Annotated in this window: 21 protein-coding genes; 9 read left to right on the plus strand and 12 right to left on the minus strand. The window is 65.0% G+C overall.

What is annotated here, in order from left to right:
• The 3 genes from QOL79_RS15190 to QOL79_RS15200 are packed head-to-tail and all read left to right on the plus strand — an operon-like array spanning position 1 to position 3,060.
• Positions 1 to 1,320, plus strand: coding sequence for a replication-associated recombination protein A (locus QOL79_RS15190; RefSeq protein ID WP_058457281.1), 1,320 nt, complete (start codon positions 1 to 3; stop codon positions 1,318 to 1,320).
• Between the two features lie 2 nt (positions 1,321 to 1,322).
• The gene (locus QOL79_RS15195; RefSeq protein WP_058457280.1) at positions 1,323 to 1,679 is read left to right on the plus strand and encodes an MmcQ/YjbR family DNA-binding protein; all 357 of its coding nucleotides are present in this window, start codon (positions 1,323 to 1,325) and stop codon (positions 1,677 to 1,679) included.
• 1 nt (position 1,680) lies between these two features.
• Positions 1,681 to 3,060, plus strand: coding sequence for a serine hydrolase domain-containing protein (locus tag QOL79_RS15200; protein ID WP_058457279.1), 1,380 nt, complete (start codon positions 1,681 to 1,683; stop codon positions 3,058 to 3,060).
• 96 nt (positions 3,061 to 3,156) lie between these two features.
• Here the strand turns inward: QOL79_RS15200 and QOL79_RS15205 are convergent, their stop codons facing one another.
• Positions 3,157 to 3,567, minus strand: coding sequence for a GFA family protein (locus QOL79_RS15205; protein WP_058457278.1), 411 nt, complete (start codon positions 3,565 to 3,567; stop codon positions 3,157 to 3,159).
• A 178-nt stretch (positions 3,568 to 3,745) separates the two neighbouring features.
• On the opposite strand from QOL79_RS15205, the gene QOL79_RS15210 reads away from it, so the two are divergent.
• The gene (locus QOL79_RS15210) at positions 3,746 to 4,750 is read left to right on the plus strand and encodes a glycosyltransferase family 2 protein (protein WP_283420058.1); all 1,005 of its coding nucleotides are present in this window, start codon (positions 3,746 to 3,748) and stop codon (positions 4,748 to 4,750) included.
• The gene (locus QOL79_RS15215) at positions 4,750 to 6,426 is read left to right on the plus strand and encodes a hypothetical protein (protein ID WP_058457276.1); all 1,677 of its coding nucleotides are present in this window, start codon (positions 4,750 to 4,752) and stop codon (positions 6,424 to 6,426) included. Before QOL79_RS15210 ends, QOL79_RS15215 begins: the two co-directional genes overlap by 1 nt.
• 27 nt (positions 6,427 to 6,453) lie before the next feature.
• On the opposite strand, the gene QOL79_RS15220 is transcribed toward QOL79_RS15215, so the two are convergent.
• Together QOL79_RS15220 and QOL79_RS15225 are read right to left on the minus strand one after the other, a co-directional pair.
• Positions 6,454 to 7,299 carry a hypothetical protein gene (locus QOL79_RS15220; protein WP_156418593.1) on the minus strand — a complete coding sequence of 282 codons (846 nt, stop codon included), beginning with the start codon at positions 7,297 to 7,299 and terminating at the stop codon, positions 6,454 to 6,456.
• Positions 7,292 to 7,936 carry a class I SAM-dependent methyltransferase gene (locus tag QOL79_RS15225; RefSeq protein ID WP_058457274.1) on the minus strand — a complete coding sequence of 215 codons (645 nt, stop codon included), beginning with the start codon at positions 7,934 to 7,936 and terminating at the stop codon, positions 7,292 to 7,294. The genes QOL79_RS15220 and QOL79_RS15225 overlap by 8 nt, the downstream gene beginning before the upstream one ends.
• A gap of 231 nt (positions 7,937 to 8,167) precedes the next feature.
• Here QOL79_RS15225 and QOL79_RS15230 point away from each other — a divergent pair, with 231 nt between their 5' ends.
• Positions 8,168 to 9,814, plus strand: coding sequence for a hypothetical protein (locus tag QOL79_RS15230; protein WP_058457273.1), 1,647 nt, complete (start codon positions 8,168 to 8,170; stop codon positions 9,812 to 9,814).
• Here the strand turns inward: QOL79_RS15230 and QOL79_RS15235 are convergent, their stop codons facing one another.
• The 8 genes from QOL79_RS15235 to QOL79_RS15270 all read right to left on the minus strand — a co-directional run bounded on the left by QOL79_RS15235 (position 9,815) and on the right by QOL79_RS15270 (position 18,231).
• Positions 9,815 to 10,984: a glycosyltransferase family 4 protein gene (locus tag QOL79_RS15235; protein ID WP_058800182.1), complete on the minus strand. Its 1,170-nt coding sequence runs from the start codon at positions 10,982 to 10,984 to the stop codon at positions 9,815 to 9,817. It abuts the gene before it with no gap.
• A complete protein-coding gene (locus QOL79_RS15240; protein ID WP_058457271.1) occupies positions 10,945 to 11,334 on the minus strand; it encodes a GtrA family protein in 390 nt (129 codons plus the stop codon). The genes QOL79_RS15235 and QOL79_RS15240 overlap by 40 nt, the downstream gene beginning before the upstream one ends.
• Positions 11,331 to 12,029, minus strand: coding sequence for a class I SAM-dependent methyltransferase (locus tag QOL79_RS15245; protein ID WP_058457270.1), 699 nt, complete (start codon positions 12,027 to 12,029; stop codon positions 11,331 to 11,333). Before QOL79_RS15245 ends, QOL79_RS15240 begins: the two co-directional genes overlap by 4 nt.
• Before the next feature lie 3 nt (positions 12,030 to 12,032).
• Positions 12,033 to 12,974 (minus strand): glycosyltransferase, encoded by a 942-nt coding sequence (locus QOL79_RS15250; RefSeq protein WP_331458626.1) that lies wholly within the window; start codon positions 12,972 to 12,974, stop codon positions 12,033 to 12,035.
• A gap of 193 nt (positions 12,975 to 13,167) precedes the next feature.
• Entirely contained in the window at positions 13,168 to 15,465 is a 2,298-nt protein-coding gene (gene ptsP / locus QOL79_RS15255; protein WP_058457269.1) for a phosphoenolpyruvate--protein phosphotransferase, read from the minus strand.
• 58 nt (positions 15,466 to 15,523) lie between these two features.
• Complete coding sequence (locus QOL79_RS15260; protein WP_058457268.1) at positions 15,524 to 16,126, minus strand: hypothetical protein; 603 nt, start codon at positions 16,124 to 16,126, stop codon at positions 15,524 to 15,526.
• 354 nt (positions 16,127 to 16,480) lie between these two features.
• Positions 16,481 to 17,194, minus strand: coding sequence for a hypothetical protein (locus tag QOL79_RS15265; RefSeq protein ID WP_283420059.1), 714 nt, complete (start codon positions 17,192 to 17,194; stop codon positions 16,481 to 16,483).
• A 32-nt stretch (positions 17,195 to 17,226) separates the two neighbouring features.
• Positions 17,227 to 18,231, minus strand: coding sequence for an NAD(P)H-dependent flavin oxidoreductase (locus tag QOL79_RS15270; RefSeq protein ID WP_058457215.1), 1,005 nt, complete (start codon positions 18,229 to 18,231; stop codon positions 17,227 to 17,229).
• Positions 18,232 to 18,421: 190 nt separating this feature from the next.
• On the opposite strand from QOL79_RS15270, the gene QOL79_RS15275 reads away from it, so the two are divergent.
• Entirely contained in the window at positions 18,422 to 18,592 is a 171-nt protein-coding gene (locus tag QOL79_RS15275) for a YezD family protein (protein WP_082657791.1), read from the plus strand.
• A 99-nt stretch (positions 18,593 to 18,691) separates the two neighbouring features.
• The gene (locus QOL79_RS15280) at positions 18,692 to 21,238 is read left to right on the plus strand and encodes a TonB-dependent receptor (protein WP_058457216.1); all 2,547 of its coding nucleotides are present in this window, start codon (positions 18,692 to 18,694) and stop codon (positions 21,236 to 21,238) included.
• Between the two features lie 73 nt (positions 21,239 to 21,311).
• On the opposite strand, the gene QOL79_RS15285 is transcribed toward QOL79_RS15280, so the two are convergent.
• Positions 21,312 to 21,467 carry a hypothetical protein gene (locus QOL79_RS15285; RefSeq protein ID WP_156416591.1) on the minus strand — a complete coding sequence of 52 codons (156 nt, stop codon included), beginning with the start codon at positions 21,465 to 21,467 and terminating at the stop codon, positions 21,312 to 21,314.
• 357 nt (positions 21,468 to 21,824) lie between these two features.
• On the opposite strand from QOL79_RS15285, the gene katG reads away from it, so the two are divergent.
• The gene (gene katG / locus QOL79_RS15290) at positions 21,825 to 24,017 is read left to right on the plus strand and encodes a catalase/peroxidase HPI (RefSeq protein WP_058457217.1); all 2,193 of its coding nucleotides are present in this window, start codon (positions 21,825 to 21,827) and stop codon (positions 24,015 to 24,017) included.
• The last annotated feature ends 86 nt before the right edge of the window (positions 24,018 to 24,103 follow it).

Raw genomic sequence — 24,103 nt, forward strand, 5'->3', positions numbered from 1 at the left:
ATGGCGGCGGACCTGTTCGGCGAGGATGCGCCCGCACGGCAGGAAGCTCCGGGCGCCGCGCCGCTCGCCGAGCGGCTTCGCCCGCGCCTTTTGGCCGACGTCGTCGGGCAGGAGCATCTGACCGGACCCGACGGCGCGATCGGGCGGATGGTTGCTGCGGGACAATTGTCATCGATCATCCTGTGGGGCCCGCCCGGCACCGGCAAGACGACGATCGCGCGATTGCTCGCCGAGGCGGTGGGGATGCGCTTCGCGATGCTCTCGGCGGTATTCTCCGGCGTGGCTGACCTTCGGCAGGCCTTTGCCGATGCGGAGAAGATGGCGGCGGCGGGCAAGCGCACGCTTTTGTTTGTCGACGAGATTCACCGCTTCAACCGTGCGCAGCAGGACGGCTTCCTGCCCTATGTCGAGCGCGGGACCGTGGTGCTCGTCGGCGCGACCACGGAAAACCCGAGCTTTGCGCTCAACGCCGCGCTGCTCAGCCGCGCGCAGGTGCTCGTGCTGAACCGGCTCGACGAAGCGGCGCTCGGGACGCTGGTCGCGCGCGCCGAAGCCGAGGTGGGGAAGCCGCTGCCGGTGACCGATGAGGCGCGCGCCGCGCTGGTCGCGAGCGCCGACGGCGACGGGCGCTTCTTGCTCAACCAGGTCGAGACGCTGTTTTCGGTGGCGATCGACCAGCCGCTCGACGCAGGCGAGCTCGCGGCTTTCCTGCATCGCCGGATGCCGGTCTATGACAAGGATCGCGACGGCCATTATAATCTCATCTCGGCGCTGCATAAGGCGCTGCGCGGATCGGACGCGCAGGCGTCGCTCTACTGGCTCGCGCGAATGCTCGTTGCGGGCGAAGAACCGCTCTACCTTCTTCGCCGCCTGACGCGCTTCGCGAGCGAGGATATCGGGCTCGCCGATCCGCAGGCGCTGGTGCAGTGCCTTGCCGCGAAGGATGCGTACCAGTTTCTGGGTTCGCCCGAGGGCGAGCTGGCGATCGTGCAGGCGTGTCTCTACCTCGCGACCGCGCCCAAGTCGAACGCCGCCTATATGGCGCAAAAGGCGGCGTGGGCGGCGGCGCGCGACACCGGATCGCTGGCACCGCCCGCGAACATCCTCAACGCCCCGACCAAGTTGATGAAGGATCTGGGCTATGGTGCCGGCTACAGCTACGATCATGATGCGCCCGACGGCTTTTCGGGGGACAATTACTGGCCCGACGAAATGCCGCCGGCGGAATTCTACCGCCCCGTCGACCGCGGCTTCGAAAAGCGGATTGCGGAACGTCTCGCCTGGTGGGACGAGCGGCGGCGCGAGCAGCGGGGCGGGTGACGATGGCAGGGGTGCGTTTCGACGATTGGGACGATGTCGTCGCTTTCGCCTGTGCGCTGCCCGAGGTCGCGATGCTGCCTTTCTATGGCACCCCCTGCCCGAAGCTCAATGGTAAGGCGCTGGCAGCGCCGGGGCGCGAGCCGGGAAGCTTCGCGGTGATGTGCAAGCCCGACGAGAAGGAAATCCTGCTTGAAACCGATCCCGACACTTTCTGGCAGACCCCGCATTATGAAGGCTGGCACGCGCTCCTCGTCCGCTTCGGCTCGCGCGATCCCGGGCGCGTCGCCGACGTCATCCGCCGTGCCTGGTGGGACCGCGCCAAAAAGGAGCAGCGCAGCGCGTTCGGCGAGCGGCCCTGAGATGCTGGTGCGGTTCGTGCTTGGCCTGCTGCTCGCAGCGACGGCTGCCCCAGCGGCCGCGCAGGTGCTCGCGAATGCCGAGATCAACCGTGCCTGGGCGGCGGGCTATCGCGCCGCCTTCACCTGTTCGGCCTTGTGGAACGGCGCGGGCAAGCCGCTCGATGCGATCGAGCGCGACGAGCTGACCGGCATCTATCCCGAGATCGAGGCCGATGTCCGCCTGCTCAAGGCCGATGTCGATACGGCGGCGAAGATTGTCCGTGTGCGCTACCGTGACGACATGCCGCCGCGCATGGCCGTGTGGGGTGCAAGCGACGGTTGTGTGACGCTGCCGATCGGCGCGACGTCGCTGCCGGTGTCCGGCGGCTCACGGGCACGGCCGAACCTCGACGATCGTCCCTGGCCGATGGGCGACAAGGGCGCGCGGGCGCCGGTCGCGCGTGGCCTGACGACGTTCGGCACCGCGACGATGGATATCCAGCGATTCGGCGGCAGGACCAGCGCGCTGCTAGTCCTGAAAAACGGCAAGATCGCGGTCGAGCGCTATTGGGGCGGGCATGATTTGCACACCGCGCAGCGGACCTTCTCGGTCGCCAAGTCGATGGCTGCGACCCTGATCGGCCGCGCCGTGCTGCGCGGCTTGATCGACGTGACGAAGCCCGCGTCGATCGCCGAATGGCAATCGCCGGGCGATCCGCGCTCGCCGATCACAACCGAGCAGCTGATGCGCATGGCGAGCGGGCTGACCAGCGATACCGCGGGCAACCGCAGCGATGCCATCTATATGGGTGGGGCATCGGTGCGCCAGTGGACGACGCAATGGCCGCTGCTGAACCCGCCGAATACGCGCTATCGCTATGCCAACAACGACACGCTGCTCGCGACGCTTTCGCTCAGGGCGGCGGCGGCGAAAGCGGGTCAGGCGCTCGACCCCAATGGCTTCTTCGACCGCATCGGGATGACCCGGACCTTCGCCGAGCATGACGTGAACGGCGACTATATCCTCTCGAGCCAGGTGTGGACGAGCGCGCGCGACCTCGCGCGGCTGGGTTTGCTCTATCAGGACGATGGAATGTGGCAGGGTGCGCGATTGCTGCCCGCGGATTGGCGCGGCTTCGTCACCGCGCCGAGCGGCCCGCAGCCCGAGGGGCCGTTCGGCTATGGCGCGGGCTTCTGGCTCCTGAACGAGTCGCCCGGTGTTCCGGGCGATGCGTTCGGCGCGTTCGGCAACCGCGGCCAGTATCTGGTCGTCATTCCGTCGCGCCGCCTGATCGTCGTCCGGCAGGGCTATGACGATCACAAGCAACGGCTCGATATCGCGAAGCTGGTCGCTGCGGTCGTGGCGGCCGACGACAAGGCGTCGTCGTCGCAAAGGCGCTAGAGTGCGTTGGTTTTGATTGAATCAAAACGCCACTCTAGACTCCTGTTTTTCCTTGATTTCCGAGCCGTGAAATGTTCCCTTTCACTCGAAATCACTCTAGTCCATCCCGGGATAGCGGTTGAACGCGGGCATCTCGTCCAGCGTCTCCATCCAGCCGATCCGCTCGGCGACCTGGATCTGGGCGCCGGCGGGGATCAGGTCCGGGTCGTCGAGCGTTCCCGTCTGCACGTCGATCTTGCCCGGAAAGACCGCCTCGTTGGTATAGAAGAGCCCGGTGCCGCAGTCGCCGCAGAAGTGGCGTCGGCCATGTTCGGACGAGGCGTAGATCTTGGCGGTTCCGCTCGTCTCGAAATCGGCCTGGTTCACCATCGCCCAGGCCACCATCGGTGCGCCGGCATGGCGCCGGCAATCGCTGCAATGACACAGCGCGTGATGGTCGACCTCGGTCGGCATCGAATAGCGGATGGCGCCGCAATGACACCGCCCGCTGGCACGCGAATCGCTCATGGGGACATCTCCTCCTGAAATGAGAACATAACATAAACATAAAATTGGGCAACATGGTCAGCGCCGATCTTAGGTGCGCGTTAACCATATCGGCCTAAACCCGCATTCCGTCGGGATAAGTGGGGGAAAGCATGGCCAGCCAGGGTGTAAACAGGCTCGGCGAGAGGTATCGCGGGCGATGACGAAACTGATTATCCAGATTCCCTGCCTGAACGAGGCGGAGGATCTGCCGGCGACGCTCGCCGCGCTGCCGCGCCGCATTGCCGGAATCGATACCATCGAGATCCTCGTCATCGACGACGGCAGCACCGACAACACGGCGCAGGTCGCGCGCATGTGGGGCGCACATCACGTCGTCAGCCACCGCACCAATCGCGGCCTTGCCGCCGCCTTCCAGTCGGGGCTCGACGCCGCGCTGCGCGCCGGGGCAGACATTGTCGTCAACACCGACGCCGACGGCCAATATGCGGGCGAGGATATCGCGACCATCGTCGCGCCGATCGTCGAGGGCCGTGCCGATATCGTGATCGGTGACCGCGGGGTCGCCGACAATGCCCATTTCGGACCAATCAAGCGCCGGCTGCAGCGGCTTGGCAGCGCGGTCGTCCAGCGGCTCGCCAATGTCGAGGTGCCCGACGCGGTCAGCGGCTTCCGCGCGATCAGCCGCGAGGCCGCGCAGCGCATCACCATTACGACCGAATTCAGCTACACCACCGACATGCTGATCCAGGCGGGACGCAAGCGGCTCGCGGTCATCAGCGTGCCGATCCGCACCAACGCCACGACGCGGCCGTCGCGGCTGTTCAAGTCGGTGCCGCGTTTCATCATGAACACCGGTCTGACTATGGTGCGCGCCTACACGACGTATAGACCGCTGCGCGTGTTCGTCGGTCTCGGGACCGCGATCGGTTTTGTCGGGCTGTTGCCGCTCGTCCGCTTCCTCTTCCTCTTCGCGCGGGGCGACGGCGACGGCCATGTCCAGTCACTGGTCATAGGCGGCGCGCTGCTCGTCCTTGGTACGCTTGTCGCGGTCATGGGAATGCTCGCCGACCTGATAGCCGCGAACCGCAAGCTGATCGAAGCGAGCCTGAAACGGCTCGCCGAGATCGAGGATCGCCTGCCGCCCCCCGCGACCGAAGCGCCGCGCGATACGGCCGTGCCGCCGCGCGCCGGAACTGCGTGATGGATGCGGCCGCGTCCGGGGCCGTCGCTCCGGCATCGACGCGCCGCCGCTGGCTTCCCGCCACGCAATCGGAGTTCTGGCCCTTTGCCGCGATTGCCGTCGCCCTCCTCGCCCATCTGCACATGGCACTGACGCGGGCGATCAACTGGGACGAATTCTATCATTACAGCCAGGTCCAGAAGCTGGTCCAGGGCACGCTGAACGAACCGCTGCAGACGCTCTATACCCGCGCCTTCGCATGGGTTGCCGATCTGCCGGGGTCGGGGATCGACCATATCATCGTCATCCGTCTGTTCATGCTCATGTGCGAACTGGTGGTCACGGCCGCGATCATCGGCGCGGCTTCGCGTTTCGTCGCACGTCCGGTCGCGGCGCTGTGTGCGCTCGCCTATCTCACCACGGGCTACGTCCTGCAGCATGGCACCTCGTTCCGGTTCGATGCGCCCGCCGCGGCGTTGCTGATGACGGCGGCTTGCCTGTTGTTGCGCGCGCGTTTGGCAGGCTGGTCGATCTTCTTCGCCGGCGTTCTCGCCGGAACCTCGGTGGTCCTGACAATCAAGACGATTCTCTATGCGCCGGTCTTTCTCGGCATCGCTTGGTTTCTCTGGTACGAGGCGGCGGACAGGCGCACGACCGCCTTCCGGTTGATCGTGGTCGGCGCGACCGCGCTGCTGTCCGCCGCCCTGATTTATACGCTCCACGCGAGTACGCTTGCTTCCGGCAGCGGAGGCGAGGCGACGAGCCTGGTGTCGAGCGCCGGCCGCAACATGCTCGCCTTCCTATCCTATTGGAAATCGACGCTGAAAGGCGCGGAGCTGTCGATCGCGCAGACGCTGATCGTCCTGCTGTGCCCGTTCACGCTTTGGGCCTCGGCCCGGCCGAAAGCGCAAAAGATCGTTCTGGCGGGCTTTTACCTGCCGATACTGACGCTGGTCTTCTATCACAACACCGCGCCCTATTTCTCCGTCTATATCCTGCCGCCGGTATTCGTCGCGTGCGGCGCGGTGCTGCAGTGGATTGCCGGCCGCCGCCTGTCGGCCGCGCTTGCTGCGTTGTTCCTGCTGAGCGGCGCGACCGTGCTGCTGCGCGAGCCGCCGAACGCGATGGAAAGGCAGCGCCAGATTCTCCGCGTCGCCGACCGGATGTTCCCGGACGGCGTCGCCTATTTCGACAGCTGCGCGATGCTAGGCCGTTTTCCGAAGGCCAATCCCTTTATGACCCTGTGGGGGATTACCCGCTACAAGGCCGGCGACTTTCCCAGCATGAGGGAGACGATGGCGGCGGAGCCTGTGCCGCTGGTGGTCGTCAACGACTATATGTTCAAGAATGCGCTGACGGGGACCGGCCCGGTTCCGCAATTTCTGCCGACCGACCTCGCCGCGATCCGCGACACCTATATTCCGTTCTGGGGGCCGTTCTGGATCGCCGGCGAAATCGTCCCCGCCGATGCCGCGGACCATGATTTCGAAATTCGTGTTCCGGGGACTTATACGGTTCGCGATGCGAAACTCGCGGTCGACGGCAAGCCGCTGGGGGTCGGGAACCGGATTTTCCTCGATCGCGGGCAGCACCGCGCCTCGACTGCGGGGGGCACCGCCGCGCGCCTGACATGGGGTGATCGGCTGGAGGTCCCCGCCGAACCCGATCGCGGCGGCCCGATGTTCATGCCCTTCTGAGAGCCGCAGGACGGCGGCTGGCGAAGCCTATTCGGCCGGCCGCCGCGCCAGCACGATCATTCCGAACATCAGGTCGCCGCCGATCGAGGCGACCCGAAGGGCGAGCACCGCCGCAAGCGATGCCGCCGTCGGTATGGAGCCGCCCGCCAGCGCGAGCAGCGCGGCCTCCCGCACGCCGATGCCGCCGGGCGCCACGGGCACGACGAAGCCGGCCAGCCAGGCGAGCAGGAAGACGGCGGCGAAATGGGGCAGGCTGGTTCCGGCGGGGAATACCGCGCCGCCGACGAGCGCGGCGGCAAGGCCGAACAGGCCGAAGGCGACGATCTGCCATCCCATTGCCGATATTAGCGGACGCCGGAACGCGAACAGCCCGGCGGCAGTCGCCGCGATCACCAGCAGCGCGGCGATGGGCGAACGATCGAACAGGAAGAAGACGGCCGCTGCGGCCATGCTGCTGAGGAGGTGGAACCCCACCTCGAGCCCCGTGGATTGCGCCAGCCGCTTTTGTCCCAGGCCTCGCTTCGCACCCTCGATCTGGCGGCTCACATATTGGAAGATCGAGCCCGGCAGATATTTGAGCAAGACTCCGCGGGCATAAATGCCGAGCAGTCTGCGCCGCGGTACCGTCCGGTCCGGATCGACCGTCGTTGACCAGGCTTGTGCAAGGAGGCGGTCGGCCAGCGCAAAGAGTAGCATGGCCCCAGCGACCGCCGCGACGAAGTCCCGGGACAGATGCGAACGCAACGTCGCCCAGTCGAGCCACCACAGGCGATCGCCGATGAACAGTAGACTGGCGGCGAGTGCCGCCGCGCCGGCCCAGCGGACGAGCCGGCCCAGCACCGGCGTCCATGCGCCGGCGGCCAAATCAGCCACGCAGGATGCTGCTGTGATCGGGATAGGGCACGCAATAGGAGCGGCCGAAATAGCGACGCTCGGCCAGGCCGCACGTCCCGATCGCGCTGCGGTAACGGCTGCGGCCGCTATCGTCGAACAGGATGACACCGTCGGGGCGCAGATGCGGGATCGCGTGCCACAGGCAGGCCACACGCTCGCGGCCGTCGACCACGATCAGGTCATAGGTATCGTCGCTCTCGTCGATCGCCGCCGCGTAGGCACCGCTTTCGAGATCGCGGTGCCAGAGTGTCACATGGTCGAAACTCGACGCCTTCCCCGCGACCTTGCGCAGCCAGTCGGCATGGTGCTCGACCGACGTTACACTGCCGGCGCGCGCGGCGAGCCAGGCGGTGCTGGCGCCCGAGCCATACTCGAAAACGCGTGCCCCCGGATGCGCGCGCAAATGCGCCTCCACATCGCGCGTTGCGGCGACGTTCCACCATGGCAGGTCAAGCGCGATCATGCGGTCGATGTCATGGATGGCGAGCAGCGACGCCGCCCAGCGTTCGAGGCCATAGGGGGCGCTGCGTGCCGCCCGTTCGGCGAGCCTTGCGAAGGGGCCGAGCCCTGCTACGGCTTGAACGATTCCCGAATAGGATTGCTTGACGAGCTGCATCGACTTTCCTGCGGCCGGATGGCGGGACAACACAATATTAACCAAGGTGTCCTTTCGAAACGTTAACTCGAGCACGAAAATCGACCTTTGGACCGGCGCACGGCGCAGAAGGTCGAATGTCAACGAGCCCACGGAGTTAACATCGAATTATCCATGATGTGTCAAAGACGCGGGATGCGTACTAAAGAGCTTCTCCGGTTAACAGTCGAACGGCCTGCCATCCTTGCGATCATGGCGTTCGCGATCGTTGCGTTGCAGGGGGCGACTGGCAGCCTGACGCTCCTCTATCTCCAGCGGCAGGATCGCTGGCTACTATTCGCCGCCGTCTTGTTGCTCGCCCTTTGCTTGCCGCGGCTCTCCCCGCGGGCGAAGGCGCTGCGCGGTGGCCCGCCATTGGCGCTGGGCGTGGGCTGCCTAATGGCCGTCGTCGCCTTTGCGGGTCACTACGCCATATTGTCGGGATATGATCTGAGCCGCGACGAGCAGATGGCGACATTCGACGCGGCCGTCTTTGCGCAGGGGCAACTGGTCGCCCCGCTGACGGGTATCTGGCGCCATCATGCCGAAGCGCTCAACACCATGTTCATGTATCCGACAAGAGAGACGGCGGCCTGGATATCGGCCTATCTGCCGTTGAACGCACTGATCCGGACGCTTTTCGGGTTGCTCGGCGATGCTGCGCTGACCGGCCCCGCCATGCTGGCGGTCGGCGCGGCCGCGTTGTGGGGATGCGCGCGGCGTATCTGGCCCGACAGCCACGAGCCGGCCGTGGTTGCGCTGCTGCTCTATGCCGGCTCCGGGCAGGTTCTCTTCAATGGCATGACGGCTTACGCCATGCCGGCGCATCTGGCGCTCAACCTTTGCTGGCTATGTCTGTTCCTGCGTCGGACGATAACGGCCGACCTGGCGGCAATGGCAATCGGATTTCTGGCTGTCGGCCTGCATCAGCCGATTATGCATCCGATGTTCGCGGCACCGATCCTGAGCCTGCTGCTGCTGGAACGCGCCTGGCGCCGCGCGGCGCTCTATTTTGTTGGATATGCTATCATAGGTGCGTTCTGGGCCTGGTGGCCCAACGCCATGTGGGCGTTGGTCGAGAGCAACGCGATGGCCCCGAAAGGCGAAGGCGTCGATTATATCAGTCGGCTAGCGGCCACGGTTGCGCTCGGCGACGGGATCCGCATTGCCAATATGGTACCGAACATCCTGCGTTTTTTCGCATGGCAGCACCTGCTTCTCCTGCCGCTTCTGTCCACCGGGATCGTCCTCGCTCGCCGAAACCGGCTGGCCGGCGCGCTCTTCGGCGGCATCCTGCTAACCGTGGGCGTCATGTTCGCGATATTGCCCTATCAGGGGCACGGGTTCGGATATCGTTACCTGCACGGGCTGATCGGAAACTTCATCCTGCTCTCCGTTTATGGTTGGACGACGCTGGGCGAAGCGCAGGCGCTCTGGCGCAGTCTCCTGTTGCGTACCACGGTAGCCGGGCTGGCCGTAATCCTGCCCCTGCAGGCCTATATGGCGCACGCTTCCTATGTAGTGCCGGCACGGGCTTCGGAACGGCTCGCCCGCAGCGAAGCCGATTTTGTGGTGGTGGGCGAGGACGATGCTCCGTTCGTCGCCGATCTGGTCATCAACCCGCCTGGGCTCGATCTGCGGCCGGTCCGGCTGATACGCGGACGGATAGACCCTGAACTCGCGCGGGCGCTCTGCGCAATGCGTCCCGCGCCGCTGGTCGCTTTCGCGGGTGAAGGGCTGCTCCGCCCCATTCGTGCTTATCACGCGGACGGGGCCCCCACGGTGGATGTGGAAAAAGCCAATCGTGCCGTAGCAGCGCTTTTGCGCAGCCAAGGGTGCCGGACGGCGATTATCGAATGATCAGCACAAGCCGTCGAGAAGCGCGGCCGCCATCCGGCGCCAGTCATAGGCTTCCGCAGCATAGCCGGCCATCCCGGCCGTATCGACCGGCGCGTCCTTAAGCGCATCGATTGCGGCGGCGCAGCGACCGGCCGAACCCTCCGGGTCGGTGAGGTCGATGTCGACGCCGATAAGCCAGCGGCCGGCGGCTGGGTCTGCCCTCGCGCTGCCGTCGCCGCAGATCACGGGAAGGCCGCAGGCCATCGCTTCCTGTACGACCAGCGGATAACCCTCGCCCACGCTCGGCAGTAACAGCATGTCAGCCGCACGATAAAGGTCGGCGATCGCTTCCTGCGGCTGCTGGCCGAGCGGATGCACGTTCGCCAGGTCCCACTCGTGCGGATCGATCGGACCTTGTCCGAGCAGGGCGAAATGCACGTCGGGGCGTTGCTGCGCGAGTAGTCTGAGAATGCGTAAGCCTTTCTTGTCGACGAAACGGCCGACGAAGACCGCAAGCGGGGCGTCGGTTGGAAGGCCCCATCGCGTCCGGGTTTCGTCGCGCGCGCGCGCGCGCTGCGCGTTGAAGACCGAATGGTCGACGCCGTTGAAGACGAGCAGCGAAGGGCGCCGGGGCGGCGCGCCGAGCAGGTCGTCGCGCACCGTCGCGCTGATGAAGGCGAGCCTGTCGGCGGCCGCCATCATCGGCCGGGTGACGATTGCGTTGGCCAGACGCATCACGCCGTTCAACAGCGGGCCCGTAAAAGGAATCACTCCGATATGCTGGATCATGATTGCGCGTTTGTTCGCCGCTTTGGCGAATATCATCGCCAGGATCGACGTTACATAGAGCGCGTCGTGGATCACCACGGCATCGGCATCGCGGACCGCTCGCCATAGCCGGGCTATGGAACGTGGGCCGGGCAGCGGCATCGGCAGACCGGTCAGTTTCTCGGTTGGGTTGGCGCAGTGCAGGGCAATGAGCCGCGCCGGACTTTTCGGCAGCCCGTCGGCATCGCTCGCCGCCCATGCGACGTCGTGTCCGGCGTCGGCGAATTCGCGATTCAGATGCGCCGCCACGCGTTCCAGCCCACCGCCGTGCGTGTCGAAGAAATTGCTGACGGAAACTATCCTCATCGCGGTACCGATGACCGTTACGACCCGGCCCCGGACAGGCGGGGCACGATCGCCCACCGGACCGCGATGAAGTTCCAGATCACGAGCACCGCCGCCGCCATCGTTGTCGAGATCCCGACACTGAACCCGATGATATCATGTCCCAAGCCGATCAGAATGACGGTTAGGGGTAGGTTGAGCGCAACCGCCGAAACGTAGCGCGCGAATGCCGCGAAACTGCGATCGACATCGAACGTCCAGCGGCTGTGCAGGAGAAAGCCGGTAATCGCGCTGAGGCAGAAGCCGACGAAGGTCGCAAAGGCGTAATGCACGCCGACCTTGGCGAGCAAAGGTACCATTGCTATGCTGAGCAGCAGGCAGATCGCTGACACGACCGAATAGCGAAAAGTCTGCAGGAGGTTGGTCATGAGGGGTGCTTCTCGCACCGAGTCACATAGACGCAGCCATTGTCGAACCGGATCTGCGCCGGGGTGACGGCTTCCTCCATCAATCCGCGCAGGTTCATGACCGTTGCGATCGCTCCCGCGATCAGCCCGCCAACCAGCGGTATCCGGCGCAGGAACACGGCATAACCGGTCGAACGGATCATGGTCGTGGTGCCCAGCGGGCCCACGATCGACTCGATTTCGCGAACCGCGAAACCGCGGGTCTCGATGTCGTTGATCAGTCCGACGCGGGTCCAGCGGCGATGGTCTTCCGGATGCGGGTGATAGAGCCATGTCCCGTGCGTTGAAAGGAACAGGATGCCGCCGGGCTTCAATATGCGGGAAATCTCCGCGAAATAGACATCGAGATTGCGGACATGCTCGAGAACTTGAACCGAGATCACGATGTCGATGCTCGCATCCGCAAGTTGAATCCGTCCGTCCGGCGCTATCGAAACATCCGCTTCGTGGCCGAAGTCGGCGCCGAGATAGATGGCCTCGCGTCCCTTGAAGAGCGGCGCATAGGGCCTATTTCCACATCCGAAATCGAGGACTTTCTGCCCTTCGCGTACATGACGGGTGACAAGCTGGCCGAGCACGCGCGTCATTCCCCGCAGCATCAACCAGTCGGTATCGAAAATGCGGGGATGGAGCCGCCGCTCGGCATCGGTCGGCATGACCTACACCATATCCTGAGTTTCGAGACGGGCGTATACGCTTGGGAGTTGGAGATAGCGTAGCAGCTTCGCTTCCTTGCGCCCGCGGGTGACGGTGTCGAGTATCAGCCCGCAGAACAGGCTGAGAAATGCAAGGATCATCGTTCCGGTCGCCAGTAAGGCCATCGGCAGGCGCGGAACGGTGTAGCTGTGCATATATTCGGCTATGACGGGATAGCCGAAGAGGAGGGCGAGCGACAAAAGGAAGAGGGAGATCGACCCGAAAAGGGCGAACGGGCGTTCTTGCTTCAGCAATGTCGCGATCGTCCAAAGGATACGGAAGCCGTCGGTCACGGTTTGCAGCTTGCTTTCGGAACCTTCGACCCGATCCTTGAAACGTGTCGGAGCTTCGCTGGTCGGCATTTCGAGCTGCAACGCGTGGATGGTCAGTTCGGTCTCGATTTCGAACCCCTGCGACATTTGCGGAAAGGATTTGACGAACCGCTTGGAAAAGGCGCGATAGCCGCTGAGCATGTCGCTGAAGCCGCCCCCGAAAATCGCTCGCACTAGTGACGTCAGCATCCAGTTGCCGAACCGATGGGCAGGCCGATATGCGGTCCCGCTCGTGTCCACGCGCGTTCCGACCACCATATCGAACCCGCCATCGACAAGCTGCCTGATTAAATCGGGAGCCGCCTCGGCATCGTAGGTCTCGTCGGCGTCGCACATGATGTAGATGTCCGCGTCGATATCGGCAAACATGCGGCGAACGACGAAACCCTTGCCTTGCCTCGGTTCGCTGCGGACGATCGCACCCGCGCGCCGGGCGATTTCGGCCGAGTTGTCGCGACTGTTGTTGTCATACACATAGATTTTGGCGTCGGGGAGCATCGCGCGGAAACGGTCGATTACCGTGGCGATTACCAACCCCTCATTGTAGCAGGGCAAAAGGACCGCGATGGTCACAGGAACATCGTCGCGTGCCAGTTGTCCCGCTGTCTCAAACTGCCCGGCGCGCATGAACATTTTAGGAAGCCCCCAAGAATCCTCGTCAAATTCTTTCGGGAAGCTAGGCAGATTTAGTTAATAACTGCTTAGGAAAGCGCGTCGGGCTGGGACGGAAACGAGGTATGATGACAGGTTTGTTGCCGCCATTTCCTCAATCGCCGAGATCGACCCCGTGGCTCTTCGCCCACGCCAGATATTGCCCACGCGGATCGGCGGCAGGCCGGGCGAGCATCGCGGGGATGGCGGCGCGGAGCGCCGCGAGGTCGAGCGAGCGGATCATCGCCTTGACCGGGCCGACGCCCGCCGGGGTGATCGACAGCCGTTCGATCCCGATGCCGAGCAGCGCCATTGCCTCCAATGGCCGCCCGCCCATCTCGCCGCAGACGCCAAGCTGCACCTTCGTTCCCGCGACGAGCTTCACGACACGCGACAGGTAACGCATGACGGTCGGCGACAGCCAGTCGTAGCGTTCGGCAAGCCGCGGGTGCGCGCGGTCGGCGGCGAACAGGAACTGGGTAAGGTCGTTGGTCCCGATCGACAGGAAATCAAGGTGCGGCAGCATCAGGTCGAGCGTTTCGACCAGACCCGGCACTTCGAGCATCGCCCCATAGCGGATCGCGACGGGCAGCTTCTTGTTGTGCTGCGCGAGCCACGCGCGCTGCTTCACGAACAGGTCGCGCGCCGCCTCATACTCCCAGGGTTCGGACACCATCGGGAACATGACGTTGAGCGTGCGGCCGGCCGCCGCCTCCATCAGCGCACGCGCCTGGACCTTGAGCAATCCTTCGCGTTCGAGCGCGAGGCGCAGCGCGCGCCAGCCCATCGCGGGATTTTCCTCCTGCGCGGTGTCGCCGAGGTTCATATAGGGGAGCGCCTTGTCGCCCCCGATGTCGACGGTGCGGAAGATGACCGGCCGCTCGCCCGCCGCGTCGAGCACGTCGCGATAGAGCCGCTGCTGCCGCTCGCGCTGGGGCAGGGTGGCCGATACGAGGAACTGGAATTCGGTGCGGAACAGGCCGATGCCGCGCGCGCCGGTGAGGTCGAGCGCCGCGACATCCTCGCGCAGCCCGGCGTTGATCATCAGTTCGATCGGCACGCCGTCCTTCGTGACCGCGGGCAGGTCGCGCAGCGCGGCGAGATTGGCGCGGCGCTTCTGCGAGATTTCGAGCTTGGCGTCGAAGGCTTCCTGGACCGCAGGGGTCGGACGGACCTGGACCGTGCCCGCCCCGGCGTCGAGCAGCAGCGCGTCGCCCTCGCGGATCGAGGTGCGGACGTCGCGGACGCGGCCGATCACCGGCACGCCCATCGCGCGCGCGACGATGATGACGTGCGCGGTGAGCGATCCTTCCTCCAGCACCACGCCTTTCAGGCGGCGGCGGTCGTATTCGAGCAGCTCGGCGGGGCCGAGGTTGCGCGCGATCAGGATCGAATCCTGGCGAAGCCCCATTTGCGCCGCGGTGCCCATCTGGCCCGAGACGATGCGGATCAGCCGGTTCGACAGATCCTCGAGGTCGTGCATCCGGTCGCGGAGCAGCGGGTCGTCGATCTGGCGCATCCGCATCCGGGTGCGCTGCTGGACGCGCTCGATCGCCGCCTCGGCGGTCAGGCCGCTGTCGATCGCCTCGTTGATCCGGCGCGACCAGCCCTCGTCATAGGCGAACATCTTGTAGGTTTCGAGCACCTCCTCATGCTCGCCGCCGACGCCGAATTCGGCCTGGCTCGCCATGCGGTCGATCTGCTCGCGCATCTTGTCGAACGCGGCATAGACGCGGTGGCGCTCGGCTTCGGTATCGTCGGCGACGGTATGCTCGATCGTGATGCGCGGCTGGTGGAACACGGCGACGCCGGCGCCCATCCCGTCGACCAGCTTCTGGCCGGTCAATCGCTGCGCCGACTGGTCGGTCGCCGCAGCATCGGTGCGCGCCGCGGTGTCGACAAGGTCGGCGTTGGCGATGAGTTCGGACAGCACCATCGCAACCGTCTGCAGCGTCTCGATCTCGATCTCTTCATAGCGGCGCGGGTCGCTGTGCTGGACGCAGAGCACGCCGACGGCGCGTTCGCGGCGGATGATCGGCACGCCCGCGAAGCTGTGGAACAATTCCTCACCGGTTTCGGGGCGGTAGGAAAAGTCGGGATGCGCCGCAGCCTCGTCGAGGTTCAGCGTCTCGATCTGCTCGGCAATCGTGCCGACCAGCCCTTCGCCGAGGCCGAGGCGGGTGACGTGCACCGCCTCCTGCTTCAGGCCGCGCGTGGCGTAGAGTTCGAGCGACCCGTCGCGCAGCAGGTAGATCGAGCAGACCTCGCTGTGCAGGCATTCGCCGATGATTCCGACGACCTGGTTGAGCTTGCTTTGCGCGTTGGTGCGCGCCGCCATCACCTCGTGCAGCCGGGTCAGGATTTCGCGCGCCGACTGCGCGGCGGTCGAGGGAGGGGGCGGAGCATTGGTCATCGCTCCACCCTGCTAACAGATGCGTTCACCCGTTGCTATCGCCCCACGTTATTTTCGTTCAGGGCTTTGCCGAGGCCAGCTGCACGGTCTGTCCGCTGCGCCATTCGGCCAGATCGGCCTGATATTGCGCATAGGCGCGATAGAAGTCGGTGAAGGGCCGGTCGAGCTCGCTGAGCAGGGCCGGGGCCGCTTCGATCGCCTCGGCGGCGCTCATTCCGCGCATCCGTTCCGCCACCGATCCGGCGACCGGACAGAATTGCTTCTGCGCGGGCGGCTGCGCGAAATAGTTGAACAGCTTCGTCGACATGCGGTCGCGCACGGCGACGCCGGTACGCGCGATCACCGTCCCCTCGGCGGCGCGGATCAGATTGCCGTGGCGCGCGATGATATCGTTATAGTCGGCGATGAGCCGCAGCGAGCCCGGATGCCGGCAGCCGATGGCGGCCACGTTGAGCGCGATCTTGACGTTCCAGAACGCCACGTGACCGGTCAAATCACGATTGGGCGTCACGAAATCGCCGCGCGCATCGAGCGGCGGCAGGCGCAGGTTGGGCGCGGCATATCCGGGTGCCTGCGGCTCCTGCGTCCGATATTGGGCGGCGGCAGGCGCGGCCGCCAGCGCCGCCGCGCAAGCGGCGACGAATCCGATCGATCTGGTCATGTTCCCAAGTCCCCCAAGGCTCTCGCGAGCGGCGCCGGACGGTTCCGGCAAGGAGGACGATAAGGGGCGGTGGAGAGTCGAAACGTTGCCGGAAATTCATCATGAACGCGGCGGAAAGGCTGTTTCGCAGGCTCCGGTCCACCATGGGAGGTATGGCCATTGCCGGCGCATGAATTTCGAAATGCACGGCTTTTTCGGCCGGGCGGAAACCGGGCGCGACCGGGCGCTGGCGGTTTGACGTCACATCGCACGCAACGGGGTTAACCCGAAATGCGACGAGCCGAAGGCGATTTTCACGGCGCACCCGGCGCGGCGTTGCACGAGTGCAACACCGCCGCCCGCGCTCGCGGATTGTCACATGCCGGCCGGCGACCCAGCGGGCCGGACCGGCGTCGCCATCGGCGCGACGGGAGTGGTCGCGAGCGGCGCCGGGGCATATTTCGCGTCCCATGCGGCCGCCTCTACCTGATAGGCGGCGTAGGCCTCGTAAAAGTCGAGAAACGGCTGGTCGAGCCGCGACAGATAGGCCGGCGCCTGCGCTATCACCTGCGCCGTCGGCTCGGACGAGACGAGCTGCGCGATTTCGTTGGCGCGCGCGCAGAAGGCGCGCTGCGCGGGCGGCTGCGCGAAATAGTTGAAAAGCTGGGTCGACAGCCGGTCGCGCGGCGCAATGCCGTTGTTCCTGTTCTGCTTGCCCAGTTCGGTGATGACCGTCTTTTCGGTCGATTTGATCACTTTGGCGTGGGTCTTGATGATCTTGTTATAGGCGGCGACGAGTGTCGCTTCCTCGGTCCCGCGACAACCGATCGCGGCGACGTTGAGCCCGATCTTGAGCTGCCAGAAGGCGCGGTCGCCGGTGACGGCCGTGTTGGCGGTGACGAAGCGGCCGTCGACGCCGCGGCCCGGCAGGATCTGCGTGTGCGCCGCGTTGCCGGGGGGCAGCGGGCGGGGCGGGATCACGATCGCGACCGGCGGCGGGGGCGGCGGCGGGGCAGGGGGCTTCTTTGCCGAGCAGGCGGCGACGCTCGCCAGCAAGCCGACTGCGATGATCTTACGCGACATAGTCATGATATTCTCCCCAACCGCTCGACCATGCGGTTTCAACCCCGGGCACGCAACGCCTCGTCGGCCTGTTGCACCAAAGTTGCGATAATCTCGGCAACGCTCTCCTCGCGGGTTACCATACCCACAGATTGCCCTGCCATTAACGAACCGCCGTCGACGTCGCCGTCGATGACCGCGCGGCGGAGCGCGCCCGCCCAATAATGTTCGATTTCGAGCTGCGCCGCCGCCATGTCGACCTCGCCCGCGTCGAGCCTGTTCGCGACCTCGCGCTGCTTCGCGGTGAAGGCTTCGGTGCCATTGTTCTTGAGCGCGCGTACCGGGATCACCGGCAGGCGCGGGTCGATCTGGACGCTGGCGACGGCGTCGCGCGCCGCGGCGCGGATGAAGGCTTTCTTGAAATTGGGATGCGCGATGCTCTCGGTCGCGCAGACGAAGCGCGTGCCGAGCTGGACGCCCGAGGCGCCCATTTCGAGATAGCCCGCGATCGCCTCGCCACGGCCGATGCCGCCGGCGACGAAGATCGGCACGTCGTTCGCGAGTTCGGGCAGAATCTCCTGCGCCAGCACGCTCGTCGATACCGGGCCGATGTGGCCGCCGGCTTCCATCCCCTCGATCACCAGCGCGTCGACTCCCGAGCGAACGAGCTTCTTGGCGAGGGCCAGCGTTGGCGCAAAGCAGATGACTTTCGCGCCCGACGCCTTGATCGCCTCAAGGCTGCCCTTGGGAGGCAGGCCGCCCGCGAGCACGACATGGCCGACCCGATGCTTCGCGCACACCTCGATCAGCTCGAAGAGCTGCGGGTGCATCGTGATCAGGTTGACGCCGAAATTGCGCGTCGCGAGCGCCTTGGTCGCCGCAATCTCGGTATCGAGCATTTCGGGTGTCATCGCGCCGCACGCGATCACGCCGAAGCCGCCGGCGTTACTGATCGCGCTCACCAGATTGCGTTCCGAGACCCAGCTCATCGCGCCGCAAAGGATGGCATAGTCGCTGCCGAGAAGTTCGGTACCGCGGGCCATCAGTTCGTTCATTTTGGTCATTGGCTGCGCCTTTGCCAGCGTTGGCGCGCGGGCGCAATCACTTCGGCGACGAACGGTTTCGGCTGGTCGCAGCGCTGAATCCGTTCGGCGCGGCAACTTCACCTTTGGGCGCAGAAAGCAAATTTATTGATTGTCAACTAAAACACTTAGGATATGGTTTCGTCGACTCACAAGGAGGGAAAGGCAAAGCATGAGCACCACCAAAGAACAGCCGCAGGGTGAAAGCGGCGATACGCCGCGCGCTGTGCAGACCGTGCTCGATGCGCTGGAAAAGCTGAAGTTCGGAGCGATCCAGCTCACCGTCCACGAAGGACGGCTGGTGCAGGTCGATGTGACCGAACGCCACCGCTACCCGAACTGATTTTCACAGCTCCCGACCGGGGATTCTCCCCTTCCTGCCGCAGACCGGACCGCCGGATGTGGCAATTTTCTTGCATCATCAAAGCAACAGGAAATTGTCATGACCGCAAAATATCCGTCCGCCCGCCGCCGCTTGCCGGCGTCGGCTCTTACGCTTTCTTTCCTGCTCGCGCTCGGCGCCACGCCCGCTTTCGCGGCGGAAGCAGCGGCTGGAACGGAAGACGGCTCGGCGGTCGCCGGGGCGGCGGCCGGCGCGGCCGATGCCGCCACGCAGATCGATGACGATGTCAGCCGCGGCGACGTGATCATCGTGACTGCGCGCCGCCGCCAGGAAACGGCGCAGGAAGTTCCGGTCGCAATCTCGGTGATCCGGGGCGATTCGATCGAGGCGACGGGCAACTTCAACGTCGTGAAGCTCCAGCAACTCGCTCCGACGTTGCAGGTCTATACCTCGAACCCGCGCAACACCTCGGTCAACATCCGCGGCCTTGGCGTGCCCTTCGGCCTGACCAGCGACGGCTTCGAACAAGGTGTCGGCATCTATGTAGACGACGTCTATAATTCGCGCGTCGCCGCCGCGACCTTCGATTTCCTCGACGTCGCCCAGGTCGAGGTGCTCCGCGGTCCGCAGGGTACGCTCTACGGGAAGAATACGACCGCGGGCGCGATCAACATCACGACCAACCAGCCGACCTTCGACTTCGAGGGCCGCGCCGAGCTGAGCGTCGGCAATCTCAAATACCGGCAGGCCAAGGCGGCGATTTCCGGTCCGCTTTCGGACAAGATCGCTGCGCGTGTCGCGATTGCCGCGACCAGCCGTCGCGGCACGCTGTTCAACACGACGAGCGACCGCTGGATCAACGAACAGGACAATCTCGGGCTGCGCGGCCAGCTCTTGTTCCAGCCTAACGACGATCTCAGCATCACGCTCTCGGGTGACTACAGCAAGCAGGATCCCGAAGGCTTCGGCACCGCGTTCGTCCGCGTCGGGCGGACGCAGCGCGCGCTCGCGCGCCAGTATGACGGGCTTGTCGCCGCCTATAATGCGGCCAATCCGACCCGGCCCTATGCGGTTCCCAGCCGCAACGTCTATGATCGCCTGACCGACATCGACGCCAGCCTGAATGCGGGCAACAAGATCGGCGGCGCGTCGCTGCGCGTGAAGTGGGACGTCGGCCCCGGCACCGTCACCTCGATCACCGCTTGGCGCTTCTGGGACTGGAAGCCCGAGAACGACCGCGACTTCACCGGCCTGTCGATCGTCTCCAAGTCGCAGAATCCCTCGCAGCAGGACCAGTATAGCCAGGAATTCCGTTATAATTACGAGGGCGACAGGATCGACTTCGTCGTCGGTCTGTTCGGCTTCAAGCAGCGCATCGACACGCAGGGCACCGAACAGCAGGGTGCAGACGCCAGCCGCTGGAGCCTCACCGGCGCGCAGGCGGGCATCCCGAGCATCCTCGAAGGGCTCACGGCGACCAACACCCAATATCTGACGTCGACCAGCGCGGCTGCCTATGGGCAGCTTAGCTGGAAGGTGACCGACGCGCTGACGATCCAGCCGGGTCTCCGCCTCAACTATGACAAGAAGACGGGGTTCTATCAGCGCATCGTGACCGATGGGGCGGGGCAGGTGCTCAACTGTACCCCTATCCCCCCGGCGACCAGCCTGCCCGCGGGATCGGTGCTGGCAGCGCAGTGCGGCGTCTATCAGCCGCAGCTCACCCAGCCTTCGGTCAGCGACTGGAACTTCAGCTACGACTTCAACGTCAACTACAAGCTGGGCCGCGACATCCTTGCCTATGCGACCTATGCGAAGAGCTTCAAGACCGTCGGTATCAACCAGAACGGCCTGCCGCTCAACGCCGACAATACGCCGAACCTCGACGCGAGCACGGTGAAGCCCGAATCGGTCAATCACTATGAGATCGGGCTCAAGACCCAGTTCCTCGACCGCCGCGCGACCTTCAATCTCTCCGCCTTCCGGACCGAGATCAAGAATTTCCAGGCGACGGTGAACGGCGGCCAGTTCGGCACGGTGCGCGGTTACCTTGCCAATGCGGAGAAGGTGCGCTCGCAGGGGATCGAGGCCGACTTCAAGATCGTCGCGAACGACCGCCTCACCGCCTATGCCAATGGCGCCTACACCGACGCAAAATACAAAAAGTTCACCAATGCGCCGTGCCCGCCCGAATTGTCGGGCGGTACGTTCCAGCCGGCCAATGCGACGCCCGACTATTCGCAGCCCGGCGTCCCCGGCGCGCTCAGCCCGCGGCAGTGCGACATTTCAGGCCAGCGCCTGCCGGGCGTGTCGAAATGGGCCTTCTCCTACGGGGCCGAGATCAATGCGCCGCTCGAACTGCTCGCGAAGGAAGGGCAGCTCTATTTCGGGGTCGACGGCAATTACCGCTCGCACTGGAATTCGAACGCGTCGCCGTCGATCTATACCGAGGTCAAGGGCTATGCGCTGACCAATTTCCGTGTCGGCTTCCGCAGCGACGGTGTCGACGTGTTCGGCTGGGTCCGCAACGCGTTCGACGTGAACTATATCGAGTTGCTGCAGGTCGCGCCCGGTAACACCGGCCTCATCGCCGGTACGCCGGGTGACGAGCGGACGTGGGGCGGAACGATCAAGTTCAGTTTCTAGGTGCGGGCTTCCGCCGCACGAAAGAAAAGGGCCGCTCCCGCGAGGGAGCGGCCCTTTCTCGTGCAGCCTGGGCTCAGCGCTGCTGCGGGTTCTTGTTGCGATCCTGATCGGAGCGCTGACCGCCCTGCTGGCGGTCGTTACCGTCCTGCTGCTGCTGCTGACGACGCTGTTCTTCGTCGCGATCAGCCTGGGGAGTCTTCTGGTTATGTTGGTCGGGGGTGTTAGCCACTTTCCATCTCCTTGATGCCGCACCATGCCATCATGCTGCGACGCTTCATCAACTCGTGCGAGATCAAGATGTTGCGCCGTCGCGCCGGGGCGTGGCCGGGCCGCGACGGGCGGCTCGTCGCACCTGCGGCCCGCCGCGCCGTTGATCGCTTCGGTCGATGACTGAATTCAGCTTATTCGTTTAGGTCGATCGGACGGCGCGGCGTAGTCTGCTCCGGTCAGAACGAAAGGATGACACCATCGACTCGACGCCTGCCCGCGCCGACCGACCCTTGCGGCCCCTTGGCCGCAGCGCCGTCATGCGCCCGTCATCCTGCCGCATCACGATCATACAACATCTGAAAAGAGGAGAGACTGCATGAACGACCAGACCCCCATCGGCAGCGGTTGCCCGGTGCATCAGCCCGGCGGCGTCCGCGCCCTGCTCGGTCGGACCAACAAGGATTGGTGGCCCGACATGCTGGCGACCGAGATCCTCAATCCCAATGGTTCATCGAACCCGCTCGGTGACGATTTCGACTATGCGGCGGCGTTCAAGTCGCTCGACTATCAGGCGCTGAAGAATGACCTGACCGCGCTGATGACCGACAGCCAGCCGTGGTGGCCGGCCGACTATGGCCATTATGGTCCCTTCTTCATCCGCATGGCGTGGCACGCCGCCGGCACCTATCGCACCGCGGACGGCCGCGGTGGCGCGAATAGCGGGCAGCAGCGCTTCGCACCGCTCAACAGCTGGCCCGACAATGGCAATCTTGACAAGGCGCGCCGCCTGCTGTGGCCGATCAAGCAGAAATACGGCAACAAGATCAGCTGGGCAGACCTGTTCATCCTCGCCGGCAATGTCGCGATCGAAAGCATGGGCGGGCCGGTGTTCGGCTTCGGCGGCGGCCGCGCCGACGTCTTCGAGCCCGAGCGCGACATCTATTGGGGCAGCGAAGAAAAGTGGGTCAACGAAGGCGTGCAGACGCGTATCGACCCCGACAAGGGCTTTCATGAGATCGAAGGGCCGCTCGCTGCGATCCAGATGGGCCTGATCTATGTCAATCCGGAAGGACCGGGCGGCAACCCCGATCCTTTGCAGTCGGCGCGCGACATAAAGGAAACCTTCCACCGCATGGCGATGAACCATGAGGAAACCGTCGCGCTGACCGCGGGCGGCCACACCTTCGGCAAGGCGCACGGCAATGGCGACGCGTCGCTGCTGGGCGCGGCGCCCGCGGGCGGCGATCTGGCGGCGCAGGGCTTCGGCTGGGTCAGCAGCCACGAGAGCGGCGGCATCGGCGAGCACGCGGTAACGAGCGGTATCGAAGGGTCGTGGGTCAACACCCCGACCGAGTGGTCGGAAAATTATTTCCGTCTGTTGCTCGACTATGAGTATGAGATCGTCCACTCGCCCGCCGGTGCGCAGCAATGGCAGCCGATCAACCAGAAACCGGAAGATATGGCCCCGGCGGCATGGGATCCGACCATCAAGGTTCCGACGATGATGACGACCGCAGACATGGCGCTGAAGGTCGATCCGGAATTCCGCAAGATCAGCGAGAAGTTCCGCAACGACCATGAAGCGTTCAAGGACGCCTTCGCGCGCGCCTGGTTCAAGCTGTGCCACCGCGACATGGGGCCGAAGGTCCGCTATCTCGGGCCCGAAGTGCCCGCCGAGGACCTGATCTGGCAGGACCCGATTCCCGCCGGCACCAAGCCGTCGGACGCCGACATCGCCGCGGTGAAGGAAAGGATTGCGGCGAGCGGCCTGACCGTCAGCGAACTGATCAAGACCGCGTGGGCGTCGGCGAGCACGTTCCGCAAGTCCGACTTCCGCGGCGGCGCCAATGGTGCGCGCGTCCGTCTGGCGCCGCAGAAGGACTGGGAGGTCAACGAACCCGCGCTGCTCGCCAAGGTGCTGACTACGCTCGAAGGGCTGCGCGGCAACCTGTCGATCGCCGACACGATCGTGCTTGGCGGTGTGGTCGGGCTGGAAAAGGCGATCAAGGATGCGGGCTTCAACGTCGCGGTGCCGTTCACCGGCGGCCGGGGCGACGCGACCGCGGAGCAGACCGACGCCGAAAGCTTCGACGTGATGGAGCCCGAAGCCGACGCCTTCCGCAACTATGTCGGCAAGAAGAAACTGGCGGTGAAGATCGAGGAAATGATGCTCGACCGCGCCTCGCTGCTCGGCCTGTCGGTGCCCGAAATGACGGTGCTGATCGGCGGGCTGCGCGTCCTCGGCGCCAATCATGGCGAACGCGGGCATGGCCATTTCACCAAGCGGTCGGGCCAGCTGACCAACGACTTCTTCGTCAACCTGCTCGACATGACCAATGTGTGGAAGGCCGTCGAGGGTTCGGACGATCAGGAATATGTCGCCACCGACCGCAAGGGCGGCGGCGAAACCTGGCGCGCGACCCGCGCCGACCTGATCTTCGGCTCGAACGCGGAACTCCGCGCCGTGGCGGAAGTTTATGCCGAGACGGGTCACGAAGAGAAGTTCGTGAAGGACTTCGTCAAGGCCTGGACCAAGGTGATGAACGCCGACCGTTTCGACCTCGCCTGAGCTTTCGGCACAGACGACGGGTCGCGACCCGCCCCCGGGGACATGGGCCTGGGGGCGGGTCTACTTTTTTAGGCTCAAGGCGACAG

The organism is Sphingopyxis sp. Geo48, from assembly GCF_949769155.1.
Taxonomy (GTDB): Bacteria; Pseudomonadota; Alphaproteobacteria; order Sphingomonadales; family Sphingomonadaceae; genus Sphingopyxis.